This window comes from Mycolicibacterium mageritense (assembly GCF_010727475.1).
Taxonomy (GTDB): Bacteria; Actinomycetota; Actinomycetes; order Mycobacteriales; family Mycobacteriaceae; genus Mycobacterium; species Mycobacterium mageritense.
In genome coordinates, this window is the sequence record NZ_AP022567.1 from 7,254,973 (window position 1) to 7,277,435 (window position 22,463).

Here is a 22,463-nt window from a genome sequence, read left to right on the forward strand (position 1 = left end):
TCGTCACCGGTTGAGCGCGCGCGGGCCGGCGCCCACCGCGTCGGCAAGCAGCTGCACGAACCACGCCAGCACCGGCGCGCGCATGAGCCACCCCACCACGGCCCAGCCGAGCGAGATGTGCTCCAGCGCCGCACCGATGGCCCGGGTGCCTTGCAGGACCACGACATCCGACTCGTAGCGCACCCGTCGCAGATCCTCGGCGTGTTTCTCGGCGGGCTCGATCGCCAGCGCGACCGGGTGCCTGCGCTGCAGCCACCCGGCGACCTCGCTGCACGGGTCACACGACACCGCCACATAGATCCGGGCCTGCGCCCGGTTTGGATACGGCCGCCACCGCGCCAGCCAATCGTGCACCGAAGCGCGGTAGGCGATCCACTCGTCGCCGAAGCGACCCAGAAGCTGGTCGCGCTCATACCAACTCGCGATCCCGGCACTGAACACCACGCCCACCCCGGCGGCCATGACCAACCCGGCACTGTTCAGCACACCGGCGCCGACGAGCAGGATCAGGACCGCGGCGAGCTGCATCGGATTGGCGACGAACGCGTACGGTCCTCCCGTCACCAACTGCGGTGGCGGATCCCACGGGAACGGCGTGCCGCCGTGGTGGGCGAAATCGGCGACCGCTCGCAATGCGATCACCACGACGACCGCGCCGGCCTGCAACAGCACCGAATCCGCGAGCCCACCGACGTCGACGTCCGACCACGAGGAGCCGGTGAGCGCGAAAGTCGTTGCCGGAATGGCGAACAGCAGAATCGCGCCGAACAACACCACCTGCAGGGTCACGCGGCACCACAGGTTGCGGCCCCGGGCCGTCGACCAGCCCAGCACCACGCCGGGCACCAGGCACACGGCCACGGCCAGCGCCTCGCCGTAGGCCCAGTCGGTGCGCAGCCGCACCAACGGCTCGAGGCTGCCCATCGCCAGCACATCGCAGGCAATCAGAACTGCCACGGACACAACGGGATTCACCCATCGTGCGAGCAGGACGGGCACCGCACCCCACAGCACGGCCCAGCCGAAGATCACATCGATGGGCACCCCGGCCCACATCAGCCCCTCGGTGCCGAACGACCACCAGCCGGCTGCCACGGCGACGGCGTTGACCCCGGCGAGCCCCACCGCGTTCCACAGCGTGGCAAGCGCCGCACCGATCCGCCCGCCGGGTGCCGCCAGCCACAGCGCAGCGGCCAGCGCCGCTGACACCAGGACCGCGCCGCTGCGCAGCACGGTGACGTCCAAGCCCGTGGTCACCGGCCGAGATCGACGGCGTCGAGCAGATACGCCGCCGCGCGCTGCGTCACCACCGCTTCGATCGGCCCGAAATACCAGGCCGGCGCGAGCCGCCGGGTATAGCTCAAGGACCAGGTGATCTCGGTGTGCCCGCTGTCGACGGCATGCCAGCTCACGTCCGACGAGCGCCACGTGAGCCAGGTCGCCAGTGGCGTGGCGTCCGAAACCAGCAGGAATTGCACCGAATCCGCGGTGCGCGCGGCCACCTCGAAATCCACCGCTGACGGCGCTTCGCCCCAGTGGTGCGCGGCGACAAATCCCGGCCGGTGATGACCCCCTTCGAACATGACGGTGCGGCGTTGGCCTACCTGCAACGGGCCGCCGTGGTCCAGCAGAGGCTTGGGAAAGCCAAGGGCCAGCACACCGGGCGGTGCGACCTCGGACAACCGCAGTGGCCGGCCCAGGGCCGCGGCGACCTGGTCCGGTGTCGCGGCGACGATGCGGCTCGCGGACACGGTGTTATCGCCGGGCAGGGTCAGCGCGGGCACGACGCCTTCCATCGACACCACCAGCGCAAGGGCGGGCACGACCGCGATGCGGGCGGTGCCGGGCCGGTCGGACTTGCGGGCCGCGCCGACGATCAGCGCCACGACGATGCCGACCGCGTAGAACAGCGGCGCGGCGATGATCACGCAGATGAACGTCTCTCCGGCCACCGGGATCGCCAACAGCAGCAGGATCGTGATCGCCTTGAGCGTCATGCCCATGATCCGGCCCGACGGCGCGGTCAAGGTCAGGATCAGCGCCAGCACCGTGGGGATGCCGATGTAGAACGCAGCCGTCTGCCCCAAGCCGAAGCCTTTGATCACCCGGAACAGGACCACGCCGACCACGAACGCCAGGATCAGCCCGGCCAGCGACCATTGCGCGCGGCTCGGCCGATAGCGTCGCCGCTGCTCTCCCCCGTCGTCCACGGGCCGACTCTACTCAGCCGGCGTCGGCTCAGGCTCCGGTTCGGGCAGCAGTCCTTCGAGCGCCGCTCCGGTGATGCGCCGGAAGCACCGGCGCGGCCGCTTGGCGTCGAGCACGGCCACCTCGAGGGTCGAGGGGCCGAGTTTACGTGGCTCCGAGCCTTCCGCACCCGCACTGAGTGCCTCGACCGCGATCTTCACCGCGGCCGCCAGATCGGCGTTCTCGGTGTAGGACTCACCGAGCTTGGCGACGATGGGCTCCGTCGTGCCGCCCATCACCACATAGTGCGGTTCGTCCGCGATCGACCCGTCGTAGGTGATCCGGTAGAGCTCAGGGGCCTTCGTCTCGCCGTAGTGGGCGACCTCGGCCACGCACAGCTCGACCTCGAACGGCTTGGCCTGCTCGGTGAAGATGGTGCCCAGCGTCTGCGCGTACACGTTGGCGAGCTGACGGCCGGTGACATCGCGACGGTCATAGGCGTAGCCGCGGGTGTCGGCGTACTGGATGCCGCCGACGCGCAACTTGTCGAACTCGCTGAACCGGCCCACCGCCGCGAAACCGACCCGGTCGTAGAGCTCGCTGACCTTCTGCAGGGAGCGCGACGGGTTCTCCGCGACGAACAGCACTCCGCTGTCGTACGCCAGCACCACGACGCTGCGGCCCCGGGCGATGCCCTTCCGGGCCAGCTCGGAGCGCTCCCGCATCGCCTGCTCGGGCGAGATGAAGTACGGGAAGCTCATCAGCCGTCACCTTTCGTCGCGGTGCGGCTTGCGATCACCTCACGAGCCAGCTCGGCGATCCGCGCCTCGGCGACCTCCTCGGCGCCCTCGACACCGATGGTCACCGCGGTCGGGTAGATGCCGCGGACCAGGTCGGGACCGCCCGTGGCGGAGTCGTCGTCGGCTGCGTCGTAGAGCGCCTCGATGGCCACGCGCAGCGCCGAATCCGCGTCGGTCACTTGCAGATACAGCTTCTTGATCGAGGCCTTGGCGAACAGTGAGCCCGAACCCACCGACTGGTAGCCCTCTTCCTCGAGGTTCCACCCGCCTGCGGCGTCGAATGACACGATGCGCCCGGCGTTCTCGGTGTCCGGATCGTCGACGTCGAAGCCCACCAGCAGCGGCAGCGCCACGAAACCCTGCAGGGCCGCACCGAGATTGCCGCGCACCATGGTGGCCAGCCGGTTGACCTTGCCGCGGAAGGTCAGCGGAACGCCTTCGACCTTCTCGTAGTGCTCGAGCTCGACCGCGTACAGACGCGCGAATTCGACCGCGATCGCGGCGGTTCCGGCGATGCCCGTGGCCGTGTAGTCGTCGGTGATGTGCACCTTCTGCACGTCCCGCACCGCGATCATGTTGCCCTGCGTGGCGCGGCGGTCACCCGCGATGACGACGCCGCCGGGGTATTTGAGCGCGACGATGGTGGTGCCGTGCGGCACGACGTTGGTCGCGGTCGGGTTCAGCGCGTCACCGAGCCTGGCGGCGGGCAGCAAGTCGGGTGACTGCCTACGCAGCAGATCCGAGAACGACGACAGGTCGACGGCTACAGCTGGTGCTCCTGGGAGGGACTTGGGGAACGATAAATTCTCGTGCCAGGTCACTGGCCGCCCTTTTGCACGTATGCGCGCACGAAGTCCTCAGCGTTCTCTTCCAGTACGTCGTCGATCTCGTCAAGCAGGTCGTCGGTTTCCTCAGCGAGCTTCTCGCGACGCTCCTGGCCGGCGGCCGTGGTACCGGTGGGATCGTCGTCCTCGCCGCCGCCACCGCCACGCTTGGTCTGCTCTTGAGCCATCGCTGCCTCCTGCACTCGTCATCGGCGGGCTCACCGCCGCCCACCGGTCCTTCCACAGTACCGGTCTGTGACCGGTTTGCCCGGGATAGCGGGCCGTCAGGTCGTGAGCTGTTCGACCAGTTCGACCGCGCTGTCCACCGAATCCAGCAGGGCCCCGACATGCGCTTTACTGCCGCGCAGCGGCTCCAGGGTTGGAATCCGGACGAGCGCATCGCCACCCAGGTCGAATATCACCGAGTCCCAGCTCGCCGCGGCGATGTCGGCACCGAACCGGCGCAGGCACTCACCGCGGAAGTACGCGCGCGTGTCGGTCGGCGGGTTGTCGACCGCGTCGAGCACCTGCTGTTCGGTGATGAGCCGCTTCATCGAGCCGCGCGCCACGAGCCGGTTGTAGAGGCCCTTGTCGAGGCGCACGTCGGAGTACTGCAGATCGACCAGATGCAGCCGGGGCGCCTGCCAGCTGAGGTTCTCGCGCTGCCGGAAGCCTTCGAGCAACCGCAGCTTCGCCGGCCAGTCCAGCAGGTCGGCGCACTCCATCGGGTCACGCTCCAGCAGATCGAGCACGTTGGCCCAGGTCTCGACGACATGGCTGGCCCGCGGGTCGGGGTCGCGGCTGTCGACGAGCTTGGCCACCCGGTCCAGGTAGATCCGTTGCAGCGCAAGCGCTGTCAGTTCCCGGCCGTCGGCGAGGGCGACCGTCGCGCGCAGCGACGGGTCACGGCTGATCACGTGGACCGCGTGCACGGGCCGGGCCAGGGCGAGATCGGAGAGATCGATGCCCTCTTCGATCAGGTCGAGCACCAGCGAACTGGTGCCGAGCTTGAGGTAGGTCGAGGTCTCCGCGAGGTTCGCATCGCCGATGATGACGTGCAGCCGCCGGTACTTGTCGGCGTCGGCGTGCGGCTCGTCACGCGTGTTGATGATGCCGCGCTTGAGGGTGGTCTCCAGGCCCACCTCGACCTCGATGTAGTCGGCACGTTGCGACAGCTGGAAACCCGGATCGTCGCCCGAGGGCCCGATGCCGACCCGCCCCGAGCCCGTGACCACCTGGCGCGACACGAGGAACGGCGTGAAACCCGCGATGACCGCCGAGAACGGGGTCTGGCGGCTCATCAGGTAATTCTCGTGCGAGCCGTACGACGCGCCCTTGCCGTCCACGTTGTTCTTGTAGAGCTGCAGTTTCGCGGCGCCGGGCACGCTCGCGACGTGGCGCGCCGCGGCCTCCATGACGCGTTCGCCTGCCTTGTCCCAGATCACCGCGTCCATCGGATCGGTGCACTCCGGAGCCGAGTACTCGGGATGCGCGTGGTCGACGTAGAGCCGCGCACCGTTGGTGAGGATCATGTTCGCCGCGCCGACCTCGTCGGCGTCGACGATCGGCGGTGGCCCCGACGACCGCGACAGGTCGAATCCCCTGGCATCGCGCAGCGGCGATTCCACCTCGTAGTCCCAGCGGGTGCGCTTGGCGCGCTGGATACCGGCGGCCGCCGCGTACGCGAGCACCGCCTGGGTCGAGGTCAGGATCGGATTGGCGGTCGGATCCGACGGCGACGAAATGCCGTACTCGACCTCGGTTCCGATGATCCGTTGCATGAGATCAGCCTAGGTGACGGCGGTTGCGCGTCTGGCTGCCAGGTACTCGGGCCGCGGGCGCGGCGCCGCGTACGGCTCCCCCAGTGCGTTGTCCACCGAATTGAACACCAGGAAGATGTTCGACCGCGGCAGCGGCGTGATGTTGGAGCCTGAGCCGTGCAACAGATTCGCGTCGAACCACAGCGCCGTTCCGGGCGGACCGGTGAACTGGTCGATCCCGCACTGGTCGACGGCCTTGGTCAAGGTGTTCTCGTCGGGCACACCGATGCGCTGCGACACCAGTGAGGTGTCGTGGTTGTTGTCGGGCGTGGCTCCCACGCACGGGTAGAACGTGTGGTGCGAACCCGGTATCACCATCAGCGACCCGTTGTACGGATAGTTGTGGGTCAACGCGATCGAACACGACACCGCCCGGATCGCCGGCATCCCGTCCTCGGCATGCCAGGTCTCGAAATCGGAATGCCAGTAGAACCCGGTCCCCGTGAACCCGGGCATCAGATTGATCCGGGCCTGGTGGATGTAGACGTCGCTGCCGAGCAGTTGCCGCGCGACCGGCAGCACGGTGTCGAGCCGCACCACCTCGGCGACGAGTTCGCTGAGCAGGTGGGGCTCGAAGATCGACCGGATGGTGCCGCCCGGCTCACGGATCACCCGCGGATCGTCGGGATCGAGATCGGCTGCGATGCGGTCGAGTTCGTGCCGGAGCGCGGGCAGAGACTCCTCGGCGACGGTGTCCGGGCGGATCAGGTAGCCCTTGTCGGCGAAGCCGTCGAGAACGCCCTGCTTGAGCGGCCCGCTCGTGGCCTGCCCCCACACCACCGGATCCTGTCGCGGGATCGGCGCGATCGCGTGGTCGAGCCGGGTGGGATAGGTGTCGCCCATGCTCATGCGACCGACTGCGGTGGCGGGTAGGCGCCGGTCTCGTCGTGCACTTCCTGACCGGTGACCGGCGGGTTGAACACGCACAGCATGCGCAGCTGCTCGTCACACGTGACCCGGTGGCGCTCATGCCCGTTGAGCAGGTACATGGTGCCGGGGCCGAGCGGATGCTGCTCGCCGGTCTCCAGGTTGGTCAGCGTCCCGGTGCCCTCCACGACCCAGACCGCCTCGACGTGGTGCTGGTAGTGGAACTCGCTGACCGACGACGCGTTGATGGTCGTCTCGTGGAACGAGAATCCGACGCCGTCGCCGGCGAGGATGATCCGTTTGGATCGCCAATTGCCGTCGGCGACATCGCGATCGGTGCCGGTGATCTCGGCGGTGGTACGCACGATCATTGCGGTGTTCTGCTCCTTAGCTCAGGGTTGCGGAAACGGATTCGTCGAGGATGTCCAGGCCCTTCTCCAGGTCGGGCACGGGTGTGGTCAGTGGCGGCAGGAGCTTGACCACCTCGTCGGACGGGCCGCTGGTCTCCATCAGCACGCCGCGGTCGAACGCTGCGCGGCACACCTTTCCGGCCAGGTCGGCATCGTCGAACTTCAGGCCCTGCGCCATCCCGCGGCCACGGGCCGTGACACCGGTGTGCCGCTGCTCGATGTCATCGAGGCGGGCCCGCACCAGGTCGCCTTTGCGGGCCGTCTCCTGCGAGAAATGCGGTGTCTTCCAGTAATTTTCGAGTGCCGCGGTGGCCGTGATGAACGCGGGGTTGTGCCCGCGGAAGGTGCCGTTGTGTTCGCCGGGCGCCCACACGTCGAGATCCCGGCGGAACAGCGTCAGCGCCATCGGAAGGCCGTAGCCACTGATCGACTTGGACAGCGTGACGATGTCGGGCACGATGCCTGCGGCTTCGAAGCTGAAGAACGGTCCGGTTCGGCCACAACCCATTTGAACGTCGTCGACGATCAGCAGGATGTCGCGGCTGCGGCACAGATCTGCCAGCGCCTGAAGCCATTCGATGCGCGCGACGTTGAGGCCGCCCTCCCCCTGGACGGTCTCCACGATCACGGCGGCGGGCCGGTTGAGACCGCTGCCGGAATCGTCGAGGACGCGCTCGAACCAGTGGAAGTCCTCGGTGACCCCGCCGAAGTAGTTGTCATAGGGCATCGGGGTGGCGTGCACCAGCGGGATGCCCGCGCCGGCACGCTTCATCGAATTGCCGGTGACCGAGAGCGCACCCAGGGTCATGCCGTGAAAAGCGTTGGTGAAGCTCACGATCGATTCCCGGCCCGTGACCTTGCGGGCGAGTTTGAGGGCCGACTCCACGGAGTTGGCGCCCGTGGGCCCCGGGAACTGCACCTTGAAGTCCAGCCCGCGCGGCTCGAGGATCACGCGCTGGAACGTCTCCAGGAAGCGCTGTTTGGCTTCCGTCGCGATGTCGAGCGAATGCACGATGCCATCGGAGGCCAGGTAATCCAGCAGCGGCGCCTTGAGCAGCGGGTTGTTGTGGCCGTAGTTGAGCGCACCCGCGCCGGCGAAGAAGTCGATGTAACGGCGGCCCTCGGTGTCAGTGACCCAGGAGTCGTTGGCGCTCTGCATGACTGTCGGCCAGCCCCGGCAGTAGCTGCGGACCTCGGATTCCACCGAGGAGAACACCTCGGGCAGTCCGGCCTCGGTCAAGGGGGCGGTCTCGGCGAGCAGCAAGAGAAATCCTTCCGATCGGTTCAATGGATGACGCCTTGGCCATGAATCTGCGGCCAGGCGACCTAACTCGAAATCAGTTGGCCAGCGGTGCGGCGATCGGGCCGATGCGCAGGATCGGCTCGTCTTCGTGGCTGTTGTCGGCGGAGAGCAGGTCAGCACCGAAATGAGGCTGCTCGACCAACGGGACGCCGTGCCTGCGCGCGAACGCACCGAAGAAGGCACGTGACGCCGAATTATCCCGCGAGACAGTCGCTTCCACGGTCACCGGATGACCGTGGCGGTTCGCCCTGACCCGGTGGACCAGCGCATCGATCATGGCACTCGCCACACCGCTGCCCTGGCCGGCCGGGGCAACGGCCACCTGCCAGACGAACAGCACGTCGGGCCGTGCCGGCGGGTGGTAGCCGGTGATGAAACCGCGCAGCGCACCGGCTGATTCGGCCACGATCGAGGTCGCCGCGAAGTCGGTGGCGAGTAGCAGGTAGGCATACGTCGAATTCAGGTCGAGCACGCCGGTCGCGGCAGCCAGATCGCGGATTGCGATCGCATCCTCGGCGCATGGCGGGCGCAGTAATTCGCTTCGGGCATCTGGGCCCGACGGACTTCGTCCCGGCTCTGCGCTGATACGCGGCGGGGCGCTGTTGTAAACGTGCATATCGAGTTAGAAGTCACCACCGAACAGTCATCGATAATCGTCAGTTCAAGTCATCGGTGCACCGACCGTAAGCACACCGCCGGTGCCGGATCAAGCCGCCACGCAGCCGCGGGCGTCGAAGGAGCACAGCCGTCAATACTTCCTGATCTGCGGTTATCCCGACACAGCCGCCTGAGGGGCGAACGTCGCCACCGTTATCAAATCGTTATCTTTGCCTCGGCGTTCTGTGCGCGATCTGACCGCAATGTGCCGCCCGAGCGTTTGTCAAAAGACTTGCATCAAGCAATGCCTCGGCGCATTCGGGCGAATTCGTCAATCGTTTTTTAATGGAATTTGAACTGTTTTCTCACGCAGTGAACCCCACGCCGCGCCCCCGACGACCAGCAGCGCCCCGACCACTCCCGCGGCGGTGACCGGATCCGAACCAACCCCGACGCCGATCATCGCGGCCCACAGCGGCTCGGTGCCCAGCAGCAGGCTCACTCGCGCCGGGGTGCTCAGCTGCACGGCACGCACCTGCACGACGAACGCAAATACCGTGCACGCCAACGCCAGATACAGCAGCAGCATCACGTCAGCGGCCCCCATATCGACCGCGACGGCGCCTGCCGGCTGTCCGGTCACGGTCGACAAGCCCGTCGAAAGGCCTGCCACGGTCGCCAACTGGACCAGCGTCAACCGCGTGATGTCGAGCTCGCGCCCGGCGGAGATGCGCCCGAGCAGCGTGACATGGCAAGACCGCAGCACCGCGGCGGTTCCGATCACCAGATCGCCGATTCCGGGCGGGCCGAAACCGTGCGACTGGGTGAGCAACACACATCCGAGCACCGCGGCCACACCTGCCCCGTAGAACCGCACCGGGACGCTGCGCGGCCCCTGCAGCAGCGGCGTGACCACGATCGTCAGCGCCATCAGCAGGCCCGCATTGGACGCGGATGTCCGCGTCACACCGTAGGTTTCAGCCGCGCAGACCGCCCACAAGACACCGCCGCACATGACCCCGGAGACGAGTTCAGCCGCGGTGATGTGCCGCAGCCGCGGGCCGACCAGCACCGCGAGCACCACCGCCGCGACGACGAACCGCAGGGCCAGCAGCGCGAACACGGTGTCGGCGCTGGCCAGTTCTTTGAGCGCCAGGTAGCTCGATCCCCACACCACCGCGACTCCGAGCAACGCGACGTCGGACATCCGGTTGGGCATGGAGACAGCCTCTTGCGACCAATTACATCAGTCAAGCTAATGATTCTTCTCAATATATGTAGAATTACTTCATGGATGCCGGACGCCTGCGTATGCTCCGCGAGCTGGCGGATCACGGCACCGTTGCGGCAGTCGCTCAGGCGCTGTCGATGACACCGTCCGCGGTGTCCCAACAACTCAAGATTCTCCAGCGCGAAGCGGGTGTACCGCTGATCGAACCCGCGGGCCGCCGGGTTCGGCTCACCGATGCCGGTCGCGTGCTCGTGGGGCACGCGGACGCCGTGCTGGCCGCGCTCGACCGGGCCCGAGCGGAGATGGACGCCTACCGGACGTCGCCGCGTGGCAGCGTCAGCATTTCCTTTTTCCCCTCGGGCGCGGCGATGCTGCTGGCTCCGTTGATCACCCGGTCGCATGACCGCGGTGTCGACGTGCTGGGCAGCGACATCGACGTGCCCGCATCGCGTGCGCCGCAGCAACTCACCGAGTTCGACGTCGTGGTGGTCCACCGCGACGACCGCGACAGCACGGAGTGGGGGTCGCGCTTCACCGCGACCCCACTGCTGCGCGAGCCGCTCGACGTGGTGATGCCCGCCGGTCATCGGCTCGCCCGCCGGGACCACGTCCGGTTGGCCGAGCTGGCCGACGAACAGTGGATCGGCGTCGAGGGTGGGCTCATGGTCGACGACGTGCTCAACTCGATCGCGTTGCTGACCGGAGTGCAGCCGCGGATCGCTCAGCGGATCAACGACTTCCGGATTGTCGAGGAGCTCGTGCACGCCGGCATCGGCATCGCGCTGATGCCGCGCTATGTCGCGCTCGCGCGTCCACTGGTCCGGTTGCCGGTCAGTGACATCACCGTGGCACGCCGCATCGAGGCGGTCACCCGTGCCGGGGCCACGTCGCGACCCGCGGTGGCGGTCGTGCTCGAAGAGCTCCGCGCCATCGCCACGGCCATCAGCTCACGAGACCGCGAACATGGCCACGGGCGATCCGTTCGGCGAGGTCGGCGCTGACCCGCTCCGGTTCGACCGCCACCGAGCACGCCAACCCGTCGAGGAGCGCCAGTAATTCGACCGCCGCGACTTCGGCGTCCACCGCGGGGGCCGCCTCGACGATCAACGCGCGCAGCCATTGCGAAACGCGGGTCCAGTCCGCACGGTGGCGCTGGGCGGTCGGTTCGTGTACCGCGGCCCGGGCCAGCCGCAGCAGCCACGCCACGCTGATGTCGCGGTCGCGCGGATCCGGGCACACCAGCGCGACCGCCAACGCCTCGAGCCGCTCGGCGGCGGACATGTCGGGCCGCATCTGCTCGCCCAACCGGGCCACGAAGCGTTCACTCGCGCGGTCCATGGCCGCCGCCAGCATCGCGTCTTTCGTGGGGAAATGATGCTGCACCGCACCGATCGAAACATCGGCCTGCGCAGCCACTTTCCGCACCGAAACGCCCTCGAAGCCGTCGGCGACCAGAACCGCCAGCACCGCGTCGGTCATGCGCTCGTACGGCTCGCTCACGGTCCGATCATAGCCGAACCCATACGTTCGTATGGTAGCGTCCGCAGTCATGTCCTCGTCACGGCTGCAATCCCTGGACGTTCTGCGCGGTATCGCGATCCTGGGCACGCTCGGCACCAACATCTGGATCTTCACCCATCCCGAGGGCCTGGTCGGTTATCTGAGCGGCACCCCGGACTCCGACTGGCGCACCCTCGAGGTCGTGCTGCAGTTCCTCGCGCAGGGCAAGTTCCTCGGCCTGCTCACCGTGATGTTCGGTATCGGTCTTGCCCTGCAACAACGTTCGGCGTTGCGGGCCGGGCTGCGCTGGCCGGGCAGCTACCCGTGGCGAGCTGCCCTGCTGCTCCTCGACGGTGCCGTGCACTTCGTGCTGCTGACGGAATTCGACGTGCTGATGGGCTACGCCATCACGGGCTGGATCGTCTCCTACCTGCTGGTGACCTCGCCGCGAACGCAACGGTGCATCATCGCGGTCGCCGCGGCAGTGCACGTCACGATGATGACCGCGATCACCGCGCTGTTGTTGAGCTCGCCGCAGGTCGCGGGTCCGCCGCGGCGACTCGATCCCAATCCCTACGCCGACGGATCGTTCTGGGATCTGGTGGCGTTCCGGCTCGACCACGTGGTGCTGTTCCGGCTCGAGACCGTGCTGATCTTCCCGATGTCGATCGCGCTGTTCCTGCTGGGCGCCAGGCTTTTTCACGCGGGCATCCTCGACGCCCGCGGCGCGGTGTTGCGCCGCCGGCTGATGTGGCTGGGCTTCGCGGTCGCCGCGCCTCTCGACATCACCCTGGAAGTCGCAGGGGGCGGGACCGGACTGCTGGTGGCGCGCTACGCCGTCGCGCCGTTCGTGTCGCTGGCGATCCTGTCCGCGGTTGCCGAGTATTACGTTCATCGCCCGGCGCCCGGGTGGGCCGGGCGGCGGCTGGCCGAGGTCGGACGGATGGCGTTGTCCAGCTACGTGTTACAGAACCTGGTCGCCTCTGCCCTGTGCTACGGCTGGGGCCTGGGCCTGGCCGCGTCGACGCCTCCGCAGCACCGGGTGCCCGCCACGATCGCGATCTACCTCACCGTCGTGGTGGTGATCATGACGTTCGCGCACCTGTGGCTGCGCCGGTTCCGCCGGGGGCCGGTGGAGTGGCTGTGGAACACCAGTTACCGGGCCCTGGCGGGCAGACGCAAACTCGCCCTTTTCTCGGCGGAAAAGGACGAGTTTGCGTCTGCTCGTGCGGAAAAAACTACAGGTACTGACCCAGGTTCGACTCGGTGTCAATCGCCCGCGACGCACTCGAACTCTTCCCGGTGACCAGCGTGCGGATGTAGACGATCCGCTCGCCCTTCTTACCCGAGATCCGGGCCCAGTCATCGGGATTGGTGGTGTTGGGCAGATCCTCGTTCTCGGCGAACTCGTCGACGATCGAATCCAGCAGGTGCTGGATGCGCAGACCGGGCTGACCCGTCTCCAGCACGCTCTTGATCGCGTTCTTCTTGGCGCGGTCGACGACGTTCTGGATCATGGCCCCGGAGTTGAAGTCCTTGAAGTACATGACTTCCTTGTCACCGTTGGCGTAGGTGACCTCCAGGAACCGGTTGTCGTCGATCTCGGCGTACATCCGGTCCACGACCTTCTCGATCATGGCCTTGATGCACAGACCGCGGTCGCCCGAGAACTCCGCGAGGTCGTCGGCGTGCACCGGCAGATCCTCGGTGAGGTACTTGGAGAAGATGTCCTGCGCCGACTCGGCGTCCGGCCGCTCGATCTTGATCTTGACGTCCAGGCGGCCGGGCCGCAGGATCGCCGGGTCGATCATGTCCTCGCGGTTGGAGGCGCCGATGACGATGACGTTCTCCAGGCCCTCGACACCGTCGATCTCCGAAAGCAGCTGGGGAACAACGGTTGTCTCGACGTCGGAGCTGACCCCGGTGCCGCGGGTCCGGAAGATCGAGTCCATCTCGTCGAAGAACACGATCACCGGGGTGCCCTCGGAGGCCTTCTCCCTGGCGCGCTGGAAGATCAGGCGGATGTGCCGCTCGGTCTCGCCGACGAACTTGTTGAGCAGCTCGGGGCCCTTGATGTTGAGGAAGTAGCTCTTCGCCTCGCGGGCGTCGTCGCCACGGACCTCGGCCATCTTCTTGGCCAACGAGTTGGCCACGGCCTTGGCGATGAGCGTCTTGCCGCAGCCGGGCGGACCGTAGAGCAGCACACCCTTGGGCGGCCGCAGCGAGTACTCTTTGTAGAGCTCCTTGTGCAGGAACGGCAACTCGACCGCGTCGCGGATCTGCTCGATCTGCCTGCCGAGGCCACCGATGTCGTTGTAGCTGACATCGGGCACCTCTTCGAGCACCAGATCCTCGACCTCGGCCTTGGGGATGCGCTCGAACGCGTAACCCGCCTTGGTGTCCACCAGCAGCGAGTCGCCCGGGCGCAGCCGGCGCGGCCGGGAATCGTCGAGCAAGGCCTCGCCCTCGTCGTCGTCAGGCAGATCCTCGGCGGCGACCAGCGGCTCGGCCAGCCAGACGATGCGCTCCTCGTCGGCGTGCCCGACCACGAGTGCGCGGTGCCCGTCGGCCAGGATCTCGCGCAGCGTGCTGATCTCGCCGACGGCCTCGAACGACCCCGCCTCGACGACCGTGAGCGCCTCGTTGAGGCGCACGGTCTGGCCTTGCTTGAGTGAAGCGGTCTCGATGTTCGGCGAGCACGTGAGCCGCATCTTGCGACCCGAGGTGAACACGTCGACCGTGTCGTCCTCGTGCGTCGCCAACAGCACGCCGTAACCGCTGGGCGGCTGGCCCAGCCGGTCCACCTCTTCACGCAGCGCGAGAAGTTGCTGGCGGGCTTCCTTGAGGGTGTCCATGAGTTTGGCGTTTCGCGCCGCGAGCGAATCGATCCGGGCCTCAAGTTGGTGCACGTCGCGCGCGCTGCGCAACCCGCTCTGCGGACCTACCGCGTTCTCCAGTTGCTCGCGCAGAACTGCGGCTTCGCGGCGCAACGCTTCCAACTCTGCGGCATCTTCACTGGACATAGGTCCGGACCCGAACGAGGCGGAACCCTCAGAAAAGCCTTCCGAACGCTCTGACTCACTCATATTGCGCTCCCTCCCGCACCGGAAGTTGGTGCAGTAACAACTTCAACGCTACCGGCGATTCAGCCTTTGTGTGTGCTCTAGGAACTCGACACACCAGCGCCACTGTTAGCCTCTACCCAGAGTTGGTCCCTTCGAAAGGACAGTCGTGACCCTGAAAACCCTCGTTACCGGGTTTGTCGCCGCAGCCGGAGCCGCCGCAGTCGTGGGCGGAGCCGCAGCGGGTGTGACTTCCATTGCATCGAGCACGATGTCGGCCTCCCCCGCTGTGCAGCCGGTCGTCTTCGGTGCGCCGCTGCCGCAGCTGCCCGCGCCGGAGCTCGAAGCCCCGCTGGTGCAGACCCTGCAAGCGCTCTCCGCGGGCGGCTCATTCCGCGGCAAGGCCGCCTACATCCAGGGCGGCATCGGGCGCGTCGAGAGCATCGCCGCCGACCGTGCCTACAACCAGGCCGCCGCCGAAGGCAAGTTCCCGCTGACCTTCACGGTCGCCAACGTCGATCAGCAGGGCCCGGTGGCTTACGCCGACGTCACCGCGACGGCCGCGACCGGCGGCACCGCCACCCAGAACATCCAGTTCGTCGCGGGCCCGAGCCCGACCGGCTGGCAGATCTCGAAGGGATCGGCCCTGAACCTGCTGTCGTCCGTCGGGTAATTGCTCCGGACCCGCATCGCAGCTCTGAGTGCCGCCACCATTGTGGCGGCACTTGGGCTGTCCGGGTGTAGTACCCCCGAAAAACCGCCCACAACCCCGACACTCGAGACCACGGCGGCGCTGCCGGTCACGCCTGTCGCGCCGCCCACCGATCCGCTGCCCGCCCCGGACGTGCTCACCGGTGTGCTGTACCGGCTTGCCGACGTCAACGTCCCAGGCGCGGAGAAGATCGACGTCGTCGAGCAGGCAACCGCGGCCGACGCCGAAGCCCTGGACAAATTCGGGCGCGCGTTGGCCGACAACGGATTCACCCCACTGACTTTCGAGGCCACCGACCTGGCCTGGGCACAGACCGAGCAGGGCAACGTCATGGCCACCATCAAGGTCAGCACCGCCGCGCCGGCCGGCGCGGCGCCTCGCGAGTTCAGCTTTCCGATGGAGTTCACGCCCCACAACGGTGGCTGGCAGCTGACCAGACGCACCGCCGACATGCTGCTGGAGATGGGGGCCGCCGGCGGACCGCCAAGTCCCGCGCCCGCTCCGCCCCCCACGCCGACGCCCTAGCGCATGTGGATCGGATGGTTGGAGTTCGATGTGCTGCTCGGCGACGTGCATTCGCTCAAGCAGAAGCGGTCGGTGATCCGGCCGGTGATCGCCGAACTGCAGCGCAAGCTGGCGGTGTCGGCCGCCGAGACCGGGGCGCAGGATCTGCACCGGCGTGCCGGGATCGGCATCGGTCTCGTGGCTGCCGACCGCGCGCATGTCGTCGATGTTTTGGACACCGCCGAACGGATGGTCGCCGCCAGGCCTGAGATCGAGCTGCTGTCGGCCCGCCGCGGCCTGCACCACAGCGACGACTAGGCGCGCGCGCCGACGATCGGCGTGTTCAGATCAGACCGAGCCGCCGAGTTGACGTTTGCGCCGCAGCGGCATGGGCGCGACCGCGCCCGGCGCCAATTTGCGCACGCTGATCAGAAAGGCCGTGTGGCCCCGCATGGTGTGTTGTGGCCGCACCGCCAGGCCCACCACATGCCAGCCGCGCTGCATGCTCTCCCAGGCCCGCGGTTCGGTCCAGCACTGCTGTTCACGCAGGGCCTCCACGGCGCGGGAGAGCTGGGTGACGGTCGCGACGTAGATCATCAGGACGCCGCCCGCCACCAGGGCGCGGGAGACCGCGGGCAGCACCTCCCACGGCGCGAGCATGTCGAGCACCACGCGGTCCATCTCGGGCCCGGAGTAGTCGGCCAGGTCGCCGATCACCAGATCCCAGTTGTCGGGCCGCTCGCCGAAGAACGTCGTGACGTTGCGCTCGGCGTGCACGGCGTGGTCGTCGCGCACCTCATAGGACGTCACGCGGCCCTGCGGCCCGACCGCGCGCAGCAACGAACACGTCAACGCGCCGGAACCGGCGCCTGCCTCCAGGACGCGTGCGCCCGGGAAGATGTCGCCCTCGTGCACGATCTGGGCGGCGTCCTTCGGGTAGATCACCTGCGCGCCGCGCGGCATGGACATCACGTAGTCGACCAGCAGCGGGCGCAGCACCAGGAACTGATCACCGTTGGTGGATTTCACGACGCTGCCCTCGGGTAACCCGATGACGTTGTCGAACGCGATGATCCCGCGGTGGGTGTGGAACTCACCGCCGGGATTGAGCACCATCGTGTAGTGCCTGCCCTTCGCATCGGTGAGCTGCACGCGGTCACCTACGGCAAACGGTCCTGTTCTCGGCACAGCTGTCCAGCCTGCCAGTACAACGGCACGCACGAGCGCGCGGGGTTGCCCAACTTTGTCGGCCCGCGGTCATAGGCTGCCAGGTATGAGTGATGACCCGGGTGAGGGTGAGCCGGCGCGCCGCCCGGCGCTGTCGCCGTCGCGGGCCAGCGACTTCAAACAGTGCCCGCTGCTGTACCGGTTCCGGGCCATCGACCGGCTGCCCGAGCCGCGGTCGACGGCCCAGCTACGCGGTTCGCTGGTGCACGCCGCCCTCGAACAGCTCTATGAACTGCCCGCGGCCCAGCGTGACCACGACACCGCACTGAGCCTGATCGAACCCGCGTGGGACCGCGTCGTCGCGGCCGAGCCGGAGCTGGCCGAGGTCACCCATCCCGCGTTGTTCGACGAGGCGCGGGCCCTGCTGTCGGGCTACTACCGGTTGGAGGATCCGACCCGGTTCGACCCGCAGAGCTGTGAGTACCGGCTGGAGGTGGAACTGGCCGACGGCACGCGGCTGAGGGGGTTCGTCGACCGCATCGACGTCGCGCCGACCGGTGAGATGCGCGTGGTCGACTACAAGACCGGCAAGGCGCCACCGGAGGCCCGCACGCTGGCCGAGTTCAAGGCGATGTTCCAGATGAAGTTCTACGCCGTGGCGCTGTTGCGGTCACGCGGCGTGCTGCCCGCCCGGCTCCGGCTGCTCTACCTGGCCGACGGGCAGGTGCTGGACTACACCCCCGACGAGGACGAGTTGCTGCGGTTCGAACGCACCCTGATGGCGATGTGGCGGGCGATTCAATCCGCCGGGGCCACCGGAGATTTCCGGCCCAACCCGTCGAAGCTGTGCAACTGGTGTGCGCACCAGTCGTTGTGCCCGGCGTACGGCGGCACACCTCCGCCCTACCCGGGGTGGCCCGATCTTTCGACGGAACCGGCCGCGTGATCGGCTGCCATTACCGCCGGCTGGGGGCCGACGGCGAATACCGGCTGTTCGAATCCACCGCCGACACCCGCAGCAACTGGGATCCGGCGATCCAGCACGGTTCACCACCACTGGCGTTGCTCACCAAGGCCATCGAAGAGCTGATGGCCGGTTCGGGCCTGCGGGTGGGCCGGTTGACCCTCGACATCCTGGGCGCCATACCAGTTGCGCCCGTTCGGGTCCGGGCGTGGGTGGACCGTCCCGGCGCACGCATCTCGCTGGCCGTCGCCGAGATGGCCGCGGCCCGGCCCGACGGATCCTGGCGGGCCGTCGCGCGCGTGAGCGCGTGGCTGCTGGCCACGAGCGACACCGCCGACGTCGCCACCGATCGATATCCGCCGCTCGTCGAGGGTGAGGCCGCCGACACGGCCCACGATTGGGAGGGCGCACCCGGGTATCTGGAGAGCGTGACGTGGCGCCGCCAACGCGCGTTGGACGGTGGCGCCAGCGTGGTGTGGATGAGCCCGTTGACCCCGATCGTCGACGACGAGGAGACCACCCCGGTGCAACGGCTTGCCCAGGTGGTGGATTCGGCCAACGGCGCGGGGGCCGCGCTGGATCCGACGCGGTTCGTGTTCATGAACACCGACACCGCGGTACACCTGCACCGTGTGCCCGTCGGGTCGGATTTCGCGTTGCGGGCCCGCGGTTCGATCGGTCCGGACGGCGTGGGTGTGACGACGGCCGAGATCTTCGACCGGCAAGGCTTCATCGGCACGTCGGCACAAACCCTGCTGGTGCTGCGGGCTCCGTGATCGAGGAGTTGCGCCGCCAGTTCGACCTTGCGTGGGCCCTGGCCGATCTGCACTTGGCGGCGCTGACCGACGACGATTTCCTGTGGGAACCCGGACCTTTGGTGTGGACCGTGCACCAAGACGCGGCGGGCCGGTGGTGGCCGGATTGGGCGGACACCGAGCCAGAACCGATCCCGGTTCCGACCATCGGCTGGCTCACGTGGCACGTCGTCTTCTGGTGGTCGACTGCGCTCGCACACCTCAACGGCGAGCAACCGCCGGCCCGTACCGAGATCGACTGGCCACCCAAAAGCGCTGCGGTGGAGCGCATTCGAAGCCTGGCAGCCCAGTGGCGCACGCTGCTGACGTCGTTGCCACCAGCGGACCTCGGTGCGGCGGCAGAGTTTCCGTGGGGCCCCGACGCGGGGCGCCGTGTCGGGGACACCGTGCTGTGGCTGCACGTCGAACTCACGAAGAACGCCGCGGAGATCGGGCAGCTGCGGTTGCTACGCGCCGCATCCCAGCTATCGATCTAGTTTCGCCGGCTGTTAGTGTGGGCGCCACGGCGCGCCACGGCCCGAGAAGCGACCGGCACTGACCGGCCGGCGGGACGGCGATGACCGGGTTGACACTCGGGCGTGTAGACTCCCCCGGACGGCTCGGACCGAATCGAGCTGGAAATCCCGGGAAATTCCCGGTATGAGATGGTGGATCATCCCGAAGCCGTGGAGTACGGTCTTTGCGGATGGAAACTTTGCTCATCCACCGCGTCAACTGCCAGCGACGGCATCGTTGCTTTCACGTCGGACCCGGTGTGCGGTACCGAGCTTTTCTGAGCAAATAACGCACACAAGTAGGGCGAGCAGTCTTGTTCGCAGAGGGAGTGGTATGCAGAGGCACCTGACCGACGCCGAGTTTCTCGAGGAGCTTGAGCCGGTCGCAGAGGAGAATCTCAACCACCACCTGTCGGTCGCCAAGGAATGGCACCCGCATGACTACGTGCCGTGGGACCGGGGCCGCAACTTCGCGGCCCTCGGCGGCGAGGACTGGGATCCCGAGCAGTCGCAGCTGAGCGAAGTGGCGAAGGTCGCGATGGTGACCAACCTGCTGACCGAGGACAATCTGCCGTCCTACCATCGTGGCGCCGCGAATCACTTCTCGCTGGACAGCGCGTGGGGGCACTGGGTCAACCGCTGGACCGCGGAGGAGAACCGCCACGGCATCGTCATCCGGGACTACCTCGTCGTCACTCGCGGTGTCGACCCGGTCGCGCTCGAACGCGCTCGTATGGAGCACATGTCCAACGGCTACGACCCCACCGAGGAAGAGCGCAAGATCCACGAGCCGGGGCCGCTGATGATCTCGGCGTACGCGACGCTGCAGGAGCTCGCGACCCGGGTCAGCCACCGCAACACCGGCAAGGTGTGCGACGACCCCATCGCCGAGGCCATGCTGGCACGGGTGGCCACCGACGAAAACCTGCACATGGTGTTCTACCGCAACATGTTCAGCGCCGGTTTCGACCTCGCACCCGACCAGGCCATGGAAGCGGCCTGCGCGATCATCGAGGGCTTTCAGATGCCCGGCCGCGGCATGCCGAACTGGCGTCGCAACAGCGTGATCATGGCCAAACACGGCATCTACGACCTGCGCCAGCATCTGCAGGAAGTCGTGATGCCCAGCGTCAGGAAGTGGCGGATCTTCGAACGCAACGACGTCAGCGCAGTCGGCGAGAAGCGCCGCGAACAGTTGGCGGCCTACCTGGAAGACCTTGAGAAGCAGGTCATCAAATTCGAGGAACAGCGCGATCGCATGCTGGCCCGTGAGGCGGCAAAGGCCGAGCGTGAGGCCGAAAAGGCTGCTGCCCGAGCCTGATTCAGCATCCGGTCGCACCGTCGATCAGCTCACGCAGGATGTCGGCGTGGCCCGGCACGAAATTTGCAGTTCCGGCAAGACCGCTGCGTGGGGGTGCGGCCAAGGGTGCACGTTGGCAATTGAGAGTGTTTCCCAGTAGCAACGCCAGTCGCGTTTCAGATAGGTATCCACGATGACGTGAGCATCTCCGTACTCGTCGGCGACAGCATTGGCACGGCGCCTCTTGAACCAATCATCTTCGCCACCAAACTTGGCTGCAGATGTCAATTGCGTTGCAAGCTGGGAAAAGTGCGCTATGAGAGCCGTGACAGATAGGCATCAGGCGGTTAGTCGCAAGCAAGGCGCTCAACCCTTGCCTGCCACGCCCTGCGCCTGCAGCCTTTTGAACACCTTCTCGGTGCAAAGCACGACGCCCATCTGGTACATGCTCAGGCTCCCGGTCGATCTCGCAAATCAGCGTGCTGCCCAAGACCACGTCCTTCTAGTCCAGCTGTAACTCTGGGACAGAGGGCGCACGATCGCGCGACGCAGCCAAGGGAGTGAATCCGGTAGACCGTGCGCCGAGTGGTGTCGCAGGTATCACGGAAATTTCTTCGGACACCGTGCATCGTGCACAATCGACTGGGCTTATCGCTGGGAGGAGTGCGACCGATGAGTGCATCCGACGAAGCAGCAAAAGGAATCCGGCAAGTTGCCCGCAATCTGTTGCGACAGGGCATCGAGGATCTCGTTGAAGCCTCGGCCGATCTCATCAGCGGCGAGGAGCCCAGCTACGGCGAAGCCCACGTGGCACGCTCCGATCTGGCACGCCAGACGCACCGGACGCTGTCGCTCACGCTTCACCGTTTGGCAGCTCTCGATGTCCCCGAAGAGCTGGTTACCGCGGCGTACGAGACTGGACTACGCCGTGCGGAGCAAGGGCTACCTCTCGCCAGCCTTCTCCACGCTTTCCGGATAGACCTGCGGTTGCTGTGGGACGCGATCACCCAGGAAGTGCGCGGGCTCGAAAATGTGGAGCGGTTGGCCGTCCTTGAGCAGCACACCCTTCTCTGGGAAGCCCTGGAGGCCAACACGGCCGATGTTGTGGAGGCATACCGCGTAGTCGAGACCAGGCAGGCGCAGCGCGTGGACCAGCGTGACCGCGAACTGTTCAAGCGATTTGTGACGACCGCGGAACGCCAGCCGGAGGCGCTCGCGGCGTTCGCTGCGCACACCGCAATGCACGTTGACGACCGCTACTCGACGTTCGTCGTGACCGGTCTCGGCGATCCGCGAGAAATCGCTACGGTCCTGCGGGGCCGCCTGCGGACCAACGGTTTTCGCGCGTTTGTGACGGTGTACCAGGAGGATGTCCATGGCATTGCGCGCGAACAGGATGGTCAGGGACCGCGGGTCGAGCTACTAGCCGACGCTGCTGGCGAAGGATCGGTCGCAGTTGTACCTGCGATTGGGCTGAGCGCCGTTCCGCGGGCATTTCGGGTCGCCCGCAAAGTCGGTGCCGCCCACCCACCAGGGTCGTTTGCAGACGTCGGCGCGGAGCCGTTCGCGCAACTCACCGCACTGGAGCCCGAAATCGTTGAGGCAGTGGTCGATTATCACTTGCACGGGCTTACAGGCTTGACCGCTTCGGAGGTAGCCGGCATCTGGGAGACCGTCGAGGGGCTGTTCGCCGGCGACGGCAGTGTGACCGACATCGCGGCTCGTACCTACCGACATCGCAACACTGTTCGGGGCCGCATTGACAAGCTACGGGAAATGACAGGGCTGAACAGCCGCGTGCCGGCAGATCTAATCATCCTCGCCCTGGCGGTCTCTCGCCGTCGCATCACCACAACGCAAGCAGCCAACCCATAGGCGACCGGTACGTCCACGATTGAGAGGTGTC

At 67.1% G+C, this 22,463-nt stretch carries 24 protein-coding genes; 10 read left to right on the top strand and 14 right to left on the bottom strand.

Features of this window, described 5'->3' with window-relative positions:
- Positions 1–3: 3 nt before the first annotated feature.
- The 11 genes from G6N67_RS35080 to G6N67_RS35125 form a co-directional block, all read right to left on the bottom strand.
- Positions 4–1,257, bottom strand: a complete 1,254-nt coding sequence (locus tag G6N67_RS35080; protein ID WP_036439230.1) for a methyltransferase family protein — start codon at positions 1,255–1,257, stop codon at positions 4–6.
- The gene (locus G6N67_RS35085) at positions 1,254–2,210 is read right to left on the bottom strand and encodes a hypothetical protein (protein ID WP_179976781.1); all 957 of its coding nucleotides are present in this window, start codon (positions 2,208–2,210) and stop codon (positions 1,254–1,256) included. The genes G6N67_RS35080 and G6N67_RS35085 overlap by 4 nt, the downstream gene beginning before the upstream one ends.
- 9 nt (positions 2,211–2,219) lie before the next feature.
- On the bottom strand, positions 2,220–2,948 hold the full coding sequence (gene prcA, locus G6N67_RS35090; protein WP_036439228.1) for a proteasome subunit alpha: 729 nt from the start codon (positions 2,946–2,948) through the stop codon (positions 2,220–2,222).
- Positions 2,948–3,808, bottom strand: a complete 861-nt coding sequence (gene prcB / locus G6N67_RS35095) for a proteasome subunit beta (protein ID WP_051579149.1) — start codon at positions 3,806–3,808, stop codon at positions 2,948–2,950. The genes prcA and prcB overlap by 1 nt, the downstream gene beginning before the upstream one ends.
- Complete coding sequence (locus G6N67_RS35100) at positions 3,805–3,999, bottom strand: ubiquitin-like protein Pup (RefSeq protein ID WP_036439226.1); 195 nt, start codon at positions 3,997–3,999, stop codon at positions 3,805–3,807. The genes prcB and G6N67_RS35100 overlap by 4 nt, the downstream gene beginning before the upstream one ends.
- 96 nt (positions 4,000–4,095) lie before the next feature.
- On the bottom strand, positions 4,096–5,592 hold the full coding sequence (gene dop / locus G6N67_RS38950; protein ID WP_036439224.1) for a depupylase/deamidase Dop: 1,497 nt from the start codon (positions 5,590–5,592) through the stop codon (positions 4,096–4,098).
- A 9-nt stretch (positions 5,593–5,601) separates the two neighbouring features.
- Positions 5,602–6,474: an ectoine hydroxylase gene (gene thpD, locus G6N67_RS38955; RefSeq protein ID WP_081812768.1), complete on the bottom strand. Its 873-nt coding sequence runs from the start codon at positions 6,472–6,474 to the stop codon at positions 5,602–5,604.
- A 2-nt stretch (positions 6,475–6,476) separates the two neighbouring features.
- On the bottom strand, positions 6,477–6,869 hold the full coding sequence (locus G6N67_RS35110) for an ectoine synthase (protein WP_036439220.1): 393 nt from the start codon (positions 6,867–6,869) through the stop codon (positions 6,477–6,479).
- A 16-nt stretch (positions 6,870–6,885) separates the two neighbouring features.
- Complete coding sequence (gene ectB / locus G6N67_RS35115) at positions 6,886–8,172, bottom strand: diaminobutyrate--2-oxoglutarate transaminase (RefSeq protein ID WP_036439218.1); 1,287 nt, start codon at positions 8,170–8,172, stop codon at positions 6,886–6,888.
- A 73-nt stretch (positions 8,173–8,245) separates the two neighbouring features.
- Complete coding sequence (gene ectA, locus G6N67_RS35120) at positions 8,246–8,827, bottom strand: diaminobutyrate acetyltransferase (RefSeq protein ID WP_051579148.1); 582 nt, start codon at positions 8,825–8,827, stop codon at positions 8,246–8,248.
- A gap of 312 nt (positions 8,828–9,139) precedes the next feature.
- Entirely contained in the window at positions 9,140–10,027 is an 888-nt protein-coding gene (locus G6N67_RS35125; RefSeq protein ID WP_051579147.1) for a DMT family transporter, read from the bottom strand.
- A 71-nt stretch (positions 10,028–10,098) separates the two neighbouring features.
- Here G6N67_RS35125 and G6N67_RS35130 point away from each other — a divergent pair, with 71 nt between their 5' ends.
- A complete protein-coding gene (locus G6N67_RS35130) occupies positions 10,099–11,040 on the top strand; it encodes a LysR family transcriptional regulator (protein WP_051579146.1) in 942 nt (313 codons plus the stop codon).
- Here the strand turns inward: G6N67_RS35130 and G6N67_RS35135 are convergent.
- Positions 10,982–11,539, bottom strand: a complete 558-nt coding sequence (locus G6N67_RS35135) for a TetR/AcrR family transcriptional regulator (protein WP_230021310.1) — start codon at positions 11,537–11,539, stop codon at positions 10,982–10,984. The genes G6N67_RS35130 and G6N67_RS35135 overlap by 59 nt on opposite strands.
- Positions 11,540–11,588: 49 nt before the next feature.
- On the opposite strand from G6N67_RS35135, the gene G6N67_RS35140 reads away from it, so the two are divergent.
- Positions 11,589–12,845, top strand: coding sequence for a DUF418 domain-containing protein (locus G6N67_RS35140; RefSeq protein WP_063835180.1), 1,257 nt, complete (start codon positions 11,589–11,591; stop codon positions 12,843–12,845).
- Here G6N67_RS35140 and arc read toward each other — a convergent pair.
- Positions 12,778–14,625: a proteasome ATPase gene (arc, locus tag G6N67_RS35145; RefSeq protein WP_036439216.1), complete on the bottom strand. Its 1,848-nt coding sequence runs from the start codon at positions 14,623–14,625 to the stop codon at positions 12,778–12,780. The genes G6N67_RS35140 and arc overlap by 68 nt on opposite strands.
- Before the next feature lie 145 nt (positions 14,626–14,770).
- Between arc and G6N67_RS35150 the strand changes: the two genes are divergently transcribed.
- From G6N67_RS35150 to G6N67_RS35160, 3 genes are read left to right on the top strand one after another with little or no spacing between them, the layout of a single operon-like run.
- Positions 14,771–15,274, top strand: a complete 504-nt coding sequence (locus G6N67_RS35150) for an MTB12 family secreted protein (RefSeq protein WP_036439214.1) — start codon at positions 14,771–14,773, stop codon at positions 15,272–15,274.
- On the top strand, positions 15,275–15,838 hold the full coding sequence (locus tag G6N67_RS35155; protein ID WP_036439212.1) for a lipoprotein LppK: 564 nt from the start codon (positions 15,275–15,277) through the stop codon (positions 15,836–15,838).
- Between the two features lie 3 nt (positions 15,839–15,841).
- Entirely contained in the window at positions 15,842–16,135 is a 294-nt protein-coding gene (locus tag G6N67_RS35160; protein WP_036439210.1) for a DUF503 domain-containing protein, read from the top strand.
- A 30-nt stretch (positions 16,136–16,165) separates the two neighbouring features.
- Here the strand turns inward: G6N67_RS35160 and G6N67_RS35165 are convergent, their stop codons facing one another.
- Positions 16,166–17,005: a tRNA (adenine-N1)-methyltransferase gene (locus G6N67_RS35165; protein ID WP_036439208.1), complete on the bottom strand. Its 840-nt coding sequence runs from the start codon at positions 17,003–17,005 to the stop codon at positions 16,166–16,168.
- Positions 17,006–17,090: 85 nt separating this feature from the next.
- Here G6N67_RS35165 and G6N67_RS35170 point away from each other — a divergent pair, with 85 nt between their 5' ends.
- The 5 genes from G6N67_RS35170 (at position 17,091) to G6N67_RS35190 (ending at position 22,432) form a co-directional block, all read left to right on the top strand.
- Positions 17,091–17,930 (top strand): RecB family exonuclease, encoded by an 840-nt coding sequence (locus G6N67_RS35170; RefSeq protein WP_036439206.1) that lies wholly within the window; start codon positions 17,091–17,093, stop codon positions 17,928–17,930.
- Positions 17,927–18,724 (top strand): thioesterase family protein, encoded by a 798-nt coding sequence (locus G6N67_RS35175; protein WP_036439204.1) that lies wholly within the window; start codon positions 17,927–17,929, stop codon positions 18,722–18,724. Before G6N67_RS35170 ends, G6N67_RS35175 begins: the two co-directional genes overlap by 4 nt.
- On the top strand, positions 18,721–19,239 hold the full coding sequence (locus G6N67_RS35180; protein WP_036439203.1) for a DinB family protein: 519 nt from the start codon (positions 18,721–18,723) through the stop codon (positions 19,237–19,239). Before G6N67_RS35175 ends, G6N67_RS35180 begins: the two co-directional genes overlap by 4 nt.
- 352 nt (positions 19,240–19,591) lie before the next feature.
- Positions 19,592–20,578, top strand: a complete 987-nt coding sequence (locus G6N67_RS35185; RefSeq protein ID WP_036439202.1) for an acyl-ACP desaturase — start codon at positions 19,592–19,594, stop codon at positions 20,576–20,578.
- A gap of 651 nt (positions 20,579–21,229) precedes the next feature.
- Positions 21,230–22,432 carry a helix-turn-helix domain-containing protein gene (locus G6N67_RS35190; RefSeq protein WP_036439200.1) on the top strand — a complete coding sequence of 401 codons (1,203 nt, stop codon included), beginning with the start codon at positions 21,230–21,232 and terminating at the stop codon, positions 22,430–22,432.
- The last annotated feature ends 31 nt before the right edge of the window (positions 22,433–22,463 follow it).

What these genes read in the sequence shown, in the direction of transcription:
- dop (WP_036439224.1), bottom strand. Translation starts at nt 5,592, where the DNA reads ATGCAACGGATCATCGGAACCGAGGTCGAGTACGGCATTTCGTCGCCG.
- prcA (WP_036439228.1), bottom strand. Translation starts at nt 2,948, where the DNA reads ATGAGCTTCCCGTACTTCATCTCGCCCGAGCAGGCGATGCGGGAGCGC.
- G6N67_RS35130 (WP_051579146.1), top strand. Translation starts at nt 10,099, where the DNA reads ATGGATGCCGGACGCCTGCGTATGCTCCGCGAGCTGGCGGATCACGGC.
- ectA (WP_051579148.1), bottom strand. Translation starts at nt 8,827, where the DNA reads ATGCACGTTTACAACAGCGCCCCGCCGCGTATCAGCGCAGAGCCGGGA.
- G6N67_RS35160 (WP_036439210.1), top strand. Translation starts at nt 15,842, where the DNA reads ATGTGGATCGGATGGTTGGAGTTCGATGTGCTGCTCGGCGACGTGCAT.
- G6N67_RS35100 (WP_036439226.1), bottom strand. Translation starts at nt 3,999, where the DNA reads ATGGCTCAAGAGCAGACCAAGCGTGGCGGTGGCGGCGGCGAGGACGAC.
- G6N67_RS35170 (WP_036439206.1), top strand. Translation starts at nt 17,091, where the DNA reads ATGAGTGATGACCCGGGTGAGGGTGAGCCGGCGCGCCGCCCGGCGCTG.
- G6N67_RS35190 (WP_036439200.1), top strand. Translation starts at nt 21,230, where the DNA reads ATGAGTGCATCCGACGAAGCAGCAAAAGGAATCCGGCAAGTTGCCCGC.
- G6N67_RS35140 (WP_063835180.1), top strand. Translation starts at nt 11,589, where the DNA reads ATGTCCTCGTCACGGCTGCAATCCCTGGACGTTCTGCGCGGTATCGCG.
- G6N67_RS35110 (WP_036439220.1), bottom strand. Translation starts at nt 6,869, where the DNA reads ATGATCGTGCGTACCACCGCCGAGATCACCGGCACCGATCGCGATGTC.
- G6N67_RS35185 (WP_036439202.1), top strand. Translation starts at nt 19,592, where the DNA reads ATGCAGAGGCACCTGACCGACGCCGAGTTTCTCGAGGAGCTTGAGCCG.
- arc (WP_036439216.1), bottom strand. Translation starts at nt 14,625, where the DNA reads ATGAGTGAGTCAGAGCGTTCGGAAGGCTTTTCTGAGGGTTCCGCCTCG.
- G6N67_RS35125 (WP_051579147.1), bottom strand. Translation starts at nt 10,027, where the DNA reads ATGCCCAACCGGATGTCCGACGTCGCGTTGCTCGGAGTCGCGGTGGTG.
- thpD (WP_081812768.1), bottom strand. Translation starts at nt 6,474, where the DNA reads ATGGGCGACACCTATCCCACCCGGCTCGACCACGCGATCGCGCCGATC.